This window comes from Ectopseudomonas oleovorans (assembly GCF_003052605.1).
Classification (GTDB): Bacteria; Pseudomonadota; Gammaproteobacteria; order Pseudomonadales; family Pseudomonadaceae; genus Aquipseudomonas; species Aquipseudomonas oleovorans_A.
Window position 1 is genome coordinate 1 of sequence record NZ_QASO01000076.1, and the last position, 7605, is coordinate 7605.

The following is a 7605-nucleotide window of genomic DNA, read 5'->3' on the forward strand; positions in this document are numbered from 1 at the left end:
TTCTTCGTCGAAGGCGGCGCAGCGATCAGCGTGGCGTCGACAATGGTACCTTCGCGCATCAGCAGGCCTTTCTCGGCCAGTTGCCGGTTGATCGTCTCGAAGATCTTGCGGGTGAGTTCGTGCGTTTCGAGCAGCCGGCGGAACTTCAGCAGAGTGGTCGCATCCGGTGCATCTTCCCGACCCAAGTCGATGCCGACGAAGCTGCGGATCGACTGGCTGTCGTAGATGGCATCCTCGATGCCTTCGTCGGACAGCCCGAAACACTGCTGCGCGACATACATCCGCAGCATGCGCTCGAGACCGATCGGAGGTCGCCCACGTCCCTTGCCCTTGGGATAGAAAGGCTCCAGCTCAGCGGCCAGCGCGGCCCAAGGTGTGACGGCATCGATCTCGGCCAGGAAGCGGTCGCGACGGGTCAGCTTCTTCTTGGCGGCGTACTCGAGGTCGGTAAAGCTCGATTGCATGGCTGGGGCTCGTTGGGCAGGCGTGCGATTATCGCAAGCGGAGCGCGGCGACGGAACGGTCAGGTTCGGCGGAATAGATCAGCGTTTCCCTAGCAGTGGTCCTGGATCTGCATGTTCGCCGAGTCATTGGATGGGCGCTCTCCTGCAAGCCGGATGCAGAGTTGGCAGTCCGTGCGCTCGATATGGCCTACGAGCAGCGCGGAAGGCCGCAGCAGGTGATGTTCCATTCAGATCAGGGCAGCCAATATGCCAGCCGCTTGTTCCGGCAGCGGCTGTGGCGTTACCGAATGCGGCAGAGCATGAGTCGACGCGGCAACTGCTGGGACAACGCCCCGATGGAGCGACTGTTTCGCAGCCTGAAAACTGAGTGGATCCCGCCGACAGGCTACATGACTGCCAGAGAGGCGCAGCGCGACATCAGCCATTACCTGATGCATCGGTACAACTGGCTCAGGCCGCATCAGGCCAACGACGGACTCCCGCCCGCCGTTGCAGAGAAAAAACTTAACCCACTGTCCGGGATGGCTTGACCACTACAGAAATAGCCTCGTCTTCCGTCTTCGCCCTGCCCGGCAAGCCGAAAAACGAAGGTCTCTTGCGTCAGTCGCGGGCTATTTCAGCACTCTCGACCCTATTCCGTGCCCTTCACGGGCGCCCTGTGGGCTACTGCCCGCATCACGGACGCACCTCGCCTGCCATCAGCAGTCGTTTCCGCATCATCCAGAGGTTCGACAGGGCAAACAGGGTGACCAGTTGGGCCGTGTTATTCGCCAGCCCACGGAAACGCACCTTTGTGTAGCCGAACTGGTACTTGATCACCCGGAACGGATGTTCAACCTTGGCTCGCGTCTGGGCCTTGGCCTTCTCAATCTGGCGAATCACGCGCCCGAGCAGACTGCGCTTGCCGAGCGGCTTGTAGGTACTGCGGCGAGCGGCAACCGACCAGATGACCTCGCGGCCTTCATGCTCGGGGCGCTTTTCAACACCGGTGTAGCCGGCGTCCGCGCAGACATACGACTCTTCGCCATGCTGCAATTTGTCGACCTGAGTGACGTCAGCGACGTTGGCCGCCGTGCCGATCACGCTGTGCACCAGCCCTGAGTCGTCGTCGACGCCGATGTGTGCCTTCATGCCGAAATAGTACTGGTTGCCCTTCTTGGTCTGGTGCATCTCCGGATCGCGCTTGCCATCCTTGTTCTTGGTCGAGCTGGGCGCATGGATGATGGTCGCGTCGACGATGCTGCCCTGGCGCAACAGCAGGCCGCGCTCGCCCAGGTAGCCGTTGATGACTTCCAGGATCTGACTGGCCAGTTCGTGCCTTTCCAGCAGACGCCGGAAGTTGAGGTGGGGGTTTCGTCCGGGATCCGATCCAGATGCAGTCCAGCGAAGTGGTGCAGGATCGTCACCTCGTAGAGCGCTTCCTCCATCGCCGGATCGCTGTAGCCGAACCAGTTCTGCATGAGGTGCACACGCAGCATGGCAGCCAACGGATAGGCCGGACGCCCACCTTCGCCTCTCGGGTAGTACGGCTCGATCAGCACCATCAGCGCCTGCCACGGCACGACCTGATCCATCTCAATCAGGAAACGCTCACGACGGGTCTGTTTGCGCTTGCCGGCGTACTCGGCATCGGCGAAGGACAGCTGCTTCATGCAAGAGGGCTCCAGAGGGGCTGGCGGGCTATTTCAACAGATCGGGAAGTGTTTTTCAGACCTTCCCTAAGTGCCGTTGCGTTGTTTCGCAGTCCGCTCGAATGACCCGAAACTGTAGAGCATCGTATACGCTTAATGAATTACCTTGCCGCTGCCAATTGCAAGACCCGTTCGGGAATCACAAACTAAACCCATCTAAAAAGTGGATAGCCAAATTGACCGCACTATACATAAAAATGTACGTGCTTCGTCCTCGCTGCCGTCATTGAAAACAGTCGCACAAACGTGCTCATGCCAGGAACCCATGAATAATCATATACATACCTAAGTACAGTCGGACACCCTCTCTTGACTGCAAGACAAGCGTTCCTTCGCTTCTTCAGAAAATCAGGATCCACATAAACAACCGCACCAGAATCATTATGACAATCAAAACACAACCCAAACCCCTTGCATAGCAACTCACTTATATCAACAACCAGGCTTTCATCTGTGCAGTGATGAGAGTGAAGCTCAAGCCTACCCCATATATCAAAAAATCGAGCAAGCATGACATTTAACACATAACCAATTTCATAGGACCTTTCCGCCTCAACGACAGCGAGCGCTCCGAATTTCCACGGAACAACGTTAATATCAAGAATTCTACATTTGACATCCCATATTAGGAGCGCCATAGCTGCTGGACATGTCTGATCAAGAATGATGGTGCGAGACTCTGTCACTTGGTATTGAGAAATCACCCTATAACAGCTCGCATGCCTTCGAAGATACCGTTTTCTGACGTTTCGCCGTAGCGACTTTAAGCAGGCCCGCAAATCGACATCAGAAACAGATCGACCAGTAAACTTCTCTCCACCAATATTTATAATTTTTACCGGAAACTTCAAATACTCAAGTAGCCATGGAGCCCCTACAACCTTGTCTTCAAGGTAACTCAACGCTACATCTCTAACTCCAATAACTGATTCTTGCTCGCCTTTTTTGCCGTGTACGTATGGCAGTAGAAAGCGAGAAACCTCAGCAGCTGATTCAAGCCATCGCTTTACATTTGAGCAAAAAGACTCTATCCTTTCAGAAAGATCGATTGGGACTGACGTTAATAAAACCTCACCCGACATTATTTTGAAATGCCCGCAACTAAACTCAATTCCTCCTCTCGGCGTAGTCGATCGAAAAAGGCCATGAGTCTGTACAATGGAGGTGCACTCCCGGCAAAATTCGAGCCTTACTCCATGCCATGGACATTCTTCGATAATATTGAGCTGAAAAACCGAACAATGGTACCTCATCTTCAGACATTCAGGGCAGTGCTTGACAACATCACACGTATAACCCTCAGAGCCTTTCGGGGTAAAAGCTGAATCCAGCGACTCAATCGCAAGCCCGGTTAGCTCCTGCAGATTTTGCTCTTCCAGCCAACTCCTTGACCATAAGACGGGGCGAATCTGGTCAGCGCTTAAGCATGCGCCAAATATATCCGAGGGGCTGCTTCTATTAAGAAACTGCAACTTAAGAAATATTAACCAGATAGATTCAAACGGAACCAAAGGCTTGCTCATTATTAGCCTTTTGTTCATGCTAAAGTGTCCGCAAGACTCAGCTTATCAAGCACTCCGGCTATATCTTTTTTTTCAATCCGGAATCCGGCACAGTCCCTACTACGCATAGAAACCAGCAATTCTTGTATAACTCTAAATACTTGCTCCACCTGAAGATTTTTAGAGCCAGCCTTGCCAGCAACTTCCCTAACCGTTTCCCAGATTAACTCGGATGACTGTACTAATCGCATGCCTGCGCCAAATGCTTCAGGAAAGAAAAATTCAGTGTAGGTACACTCTCCCTCCGGAAACTGCAAGTCCTCATCATAAGACCGAAGAACTTTAGAAAGCCATTTTACTCCGTCGCACCCCTTAAATACTATTGGCTCACTCAGAAATCGCTCAATCAAATTAGTAGCTCCAGCCACCATCAGAGCTGTTCTTTCGTTATTTATCTCAGGTTGCGAAAATCCAACGGTAGTCAGCTTGATTCCACGAATCCCAAGCCTGTTCTGCAAGAGAAGCAGTTCATTGTAGGCAGGCTCTTGTAGCGCCTGCATTTCATCAATAATGAGAACAAAATGATCGCCACCCAGCTCATCCAACTCGCATATAATGTGGGTTATCAGTAAATCAACGACGCTTGCCACATTAGCGCGCAAGGAAAAATGCAACCCAAGCTCTGCGGCAAGATCCCTGCACAATGTTGACTTTTTTGTAGTATCGGCAGACAAAATTTCTACGTATTTATTGGAGAATTCAGCATTCAACAAGAATTTAATCGCCACAGCGCAAGTCGTCTTACCCATTCGTGGCTTGGCGTACATATACATACTCGGGCGGTACAACCACACGCGCTCCCGCACCATGCCGTATATACTCTCGATGGTCGGGGTTGGCACCATATGCTTTGTGGTTAGCACTGGATGCCTGCTTATCAAATTTTCCCTTTCAGTATAAGTAATAGGCATAGCTCCCCCTCACCTAGAGGCTTTTTAGGATGCTCTTAATGTCAGGCATAACTGTACTGACGATGCTTTCACGAGGCGCTTCTGCTTTAACCCGCTCAACAGGAGAATCTCCCTCCTCTTCTGCGCGGCCAAGCTGCAATTCGAGGCCTGCCTGCTTGGCCACACGACCAGCTTCCATGGCATCCGCAGGTCGCGGCTTGCTTCTGCGAAGCAAACCGTTCAAGTGATCTATGTATGCCAGGATCGGGTCGTCGATTTGAGAAAGTGCCAGCAAGCGCCTCGATACAAGGCTATTAATAGCCTTTCTGGTCTGTCTATTATGTGGTGTCCGCCCCCACTTCCCGACTGCCCGAAGGACACCAATGGACTCGCCTGAAGTTAAGAACGCAGTAACTGATCGCATATCCTGCTCATTTATTTCGATCACTATCTTTTTACCTATCAAGCCAGCTATGCGAGCGAGTGTTGGGTTGGTATATTTGACACGATCGATTTGAACGTACGGCCTTCTTCCGTCCGCAATACTCCCGCGGACTGTTGGCGTCTCTTTAATTGTCAAAGTGGTTTGACTGGATTCCCTTTGACTTTTAACCAGCTTTCGCATTAGTGGCGCACCATACATATGAAGCTTTTGGTCCATGAACTCTATTGGCGACAAAAAACCCAAACCCTCAGTTGGAGACAAGTTGTATCTGACTGAGCAGGAGTAAATAATCCTATCTAATGCTTCAGCGTTAACATTAAGCTTTACAGCTATATCTTCGGCATCAGCTGTACGCGAATTATGAGGATTCCCGCCTGTGGTGCTGGGAATTCTTCCGAACACATCATTTCGTATAAGCCTGAACAGCCCCTCAACATTAGGCCTTCGCTCAAAGTGGCTTACTGGCCCATAGTTGATTGCAAAGCCCAGTTGCTTTCGCGCATGTTCAGACACTGCTTTTGCGAGATGAGCCAAGGCATTATCAAGCATTACCACCCCCCAAACCGCTTGATTACACTGTGGGAACCTCTGACTCGGAAAGCCCTTTTCCATTGGTTCCTCCAACCCCGGAAGCTCATAAGCGGGCACAGGAAGCTCCTGGCTAAGAGACTCAGACATGAGCGATACAACATCGGAGGCAGAGCACTCACTCCGATATACGACACGAAACCACAAAATAGCAGTAGACGCACGATCCACTATTGCTAGAAGCCACAGCCTCTTTAAATTGAGCCTGGAAAGCGTTCCATCCATATTCTTAAAGTTGATACAAAATTCCGCATCAATATAATAGGCATCTATCTCTACGCAATCGAAAGGATCATCCATTCTTAGCAATGTCTCAAAGCTACTTCCAAGCGACATATGCGCTTGCGCGGCAGACGCCCCTCTTACTGCAACCGCTCTAGAGAAATTTGACTCTAAAACAGCCTTCATGAATCCGGTAATCGATCTTAGCCCGAGGTACTTAGTATTGAACGGCCACTGATCGGGTAGCACTCCGAGCTTTTTAATTTTCTTAATGAAGCTAGCATGAAGGTCCTTAGGACGAATCCTGAACTCGTAAACTTTGCCCGAAGGATTCCATTTTAGTATTTGATCGATAAGGTATTTTTCAAGATCGGGATATTCATAAAACAACTTCCCAAGAGATCCAGCACACCCACCCCTCCCTTCAGGCAGCTTTCCCTTTGAGGGCGCAGTGCGCTCATAACTCTTGATTCTTCGCCCAGGCACAAGCGCTCTCATGCCCCATATTGAGCCATCTGGAGAAATTTCCATACACCTATCAAGCAGCCTTAAAATCTCTGCGCCAGGTATGCGTGTGACGCTAAATATATGGTCACCAGAAAACCCCTCTGAATAGAGCCTGATGGCATCCTTTCTATTTAAAAATATTTTTCTATCGACCTCCTCCAGAAGCTCGTCATTTATACTCGGCCATGCATTGATATCTCCAATATCAGCGAGTATTTTTCCTTTGGATCGCCGCCTGCTCATGCTACCTCCCAATGAGAATCCAACCCAAAGGAGCATTGAGATAGATCAAGACGTAGGACGCCCGTGATAGCAAGCCTAGCAAGCACGCCCAATACTGCTGTACTATCTAAATGACTTAAGTCATCCAGCACTCCTTTCAGCGTCCCAGACCTTCTTTGGTGAACAAGGTAAACAACCGCATGATTGGCCTCAGAGAGATCGCGACCTCGAACACCAGCGGCGAAGGCGATAACCCTAAGCCACCTAGAGGCTGTCTTGGCCGAGGCCTTTAGGTCTGCGTGAGTAAAATATCGAAATTCGAAACTTTCGCGACGACCAGCCTTTGCTGAATCATCTAGATCATCAACGATAATATGGACCTCTTGCCGTAAGCCTTTATAGGTAACTAAGGCCTCTGGATACCCCAAAATGCCGTCCGCCTCGAGGTCGCCAGGGTTTTCAATCAGGCTATAGGTCTTCACATCAGGGCATGCTTCTAGAAACATGATCCAGTGCACTAACTGATGATCTCCACTGACGAGCCAATCCCTATCAGTCTTGTAGCTATAGACCAGCCATAAATTGCTGTTACGTCGCGCCCGAGCTCGGAATGCGGCATGCAGCGAACTTCTCAGCTTGCCATTAAGGCTTTTTGGGGAAGAATTCGGCATAGGTTCGTCCTCCTACATGCAATATTTTTAGTTCGCGCGGCGCCTCTTTCAAGGTTTTAGTTCATTCATTTAGAAGTAAAAAATCAAAAACTCAGAAAAGGGCTGCTATAAGCCAATTGCAACTCTCTGATTCTCTGGGATTTTTACTTTCGGAGCTGGATTTTGATTTTACTTCTGAGGACTCTCCCGGAGGCAGAAACCATTGTCGCGGACAAGGGCTATGACAGCGAGAGAGTTCGGGAGCAGGTTGAGCAACAAGGGGCCAAGGCCGTGATCCCGAGAAAGCGTAACTCCGTGAAAGGCAATGCGGATCTGGACAGAGGTCTTTACCGCAACCGGCACT

General features: G+C 50.8%; 5 protein-coding genes and 3 pseudogenes. 2 read left to right on the forward strand and 6 right to left on the reverse strand.

The window, feature by feature from the left end; all coding sequences use genetic code 11:
* Positions 1-464, reverse strand: a 464-nt coding sequence (locus DBO86_RS13025) for an IS5 family transposase (protein WP_108233646.1), incomplete at its 3' end; no start/stop codon positions are given.
* Positions 465-553: 89 nt separating this feature from the next.
* Between DBO86_RS13025 and DBO86_RS13030 the strand changes: the two are divergent.
* Positions 554-994: pseudogene (locus tag DBO86_RS13030) on the forward strand (IS3 family transposase); the annotation flags it as partial.
* 145 nt (positions 995-1139) lie between these two features.
* On the opposite strand, the pseudogene DBO86_RS13035 reads toward DBO86_RS13030, so the two are convergent.
* The 5 genes and pseudogenes from DBO86_RS13035 to DBO86_RS25860 all read right to left on the reverse strand — a co-directional run bounded on the left by DBO86_RS13035 (position 1140) and on the right by DBO86_RS25860 (position 7262).
* Positions 1140-2116 (reverse strand): annotated as a pseudogene (locus DBO86_RS13035) (IS5 family transposase).
* A gap of 224 nt (positions 2117-2340) precedes the next feature.
* Positions 2341-3678, reverse strand: coding sequence for a hypothetical protein (locus DBO86_RS25855; RefSeq protein ID WP_146173201.1), 1338 nt, complete (start codon positions 3676-3678; stop codon positions 2341-2343).
* A gap of 14 nt (positions 3679-3692) precedes the next feature.
* Entirely contained in the window at positions 3693-4484 is a 792-nt protein-coding gene (locus tag DBO86_RS13040; protein WP_167399130.1) for an ATP-binding protein, read from the reverse strand.
* Positions 4485-4641: 157 nt separating this feature from the next.
* The gene (locus tag DBO86_RS13045) at positions 4642-6612 is read right to left on the reverse strand and encodes a hypothetical protein (RefSeq protein WP_146173202.1); all 1971 of its coding nucleotides are present in this window, start codon (positions 6610-6612) and stop codon (positions 4642-4644) included.
* A complete protein-coding gene (locus tag DBO86_RS25860) occupies positions 6609-7262 on the reverse strand; it encodes a hypothetical protein (protein ID WP_146173203.1) in 654 nt (217 codons plus the stop codon). The genes DBO86_RS13045 and DBO86_RS25860 overlap by 4 nt, the downstream gene beginning before the upstream one ends.
* Before the next feature lie 171 nt (positions 7263-7433).
* Here DBO86_RS25860 and DBO86_RS26685 point away from each other — a divergent pair.
* Positions 7434-7605: pseudogene (locus DBO86_RS26685) on the forward strand (transposase); the annotation flags it as partial.

Bases quoted from the DNA above. Each gene is read 5' to 3' on its own strand.
- DBO86_RS25855 (WP_146173201.1), bottom strand. From the start codon at position 3,678: ATGAGCAAGCCTTTGGTTCCGTTTGAATCTATCTGGTTAATATTTCTT.
- DBO86_RS13040 (WP_167399130.1), bottom strand. From the start codon at position 4,484: ATGTACGCCAAGCCACGAATGGGTAAGACGACTTGCGCTGTGGCGATT.
- DBO86_RS13045 (WP_146173202.1), bottom strand. From the start codon at position 6,612: ATGAGCAGGCGGCGATCCAAAGGAAAAATACTCGCTGATATTGGAGAT.
- DBO86_RS25860 (WP_146173203.1), bottom strand. From the start codon at position 7,262: ATGCCGAATTCTTCCCCAAAAAGCCTTAATGGCAAGCTGAGAAGTTCG.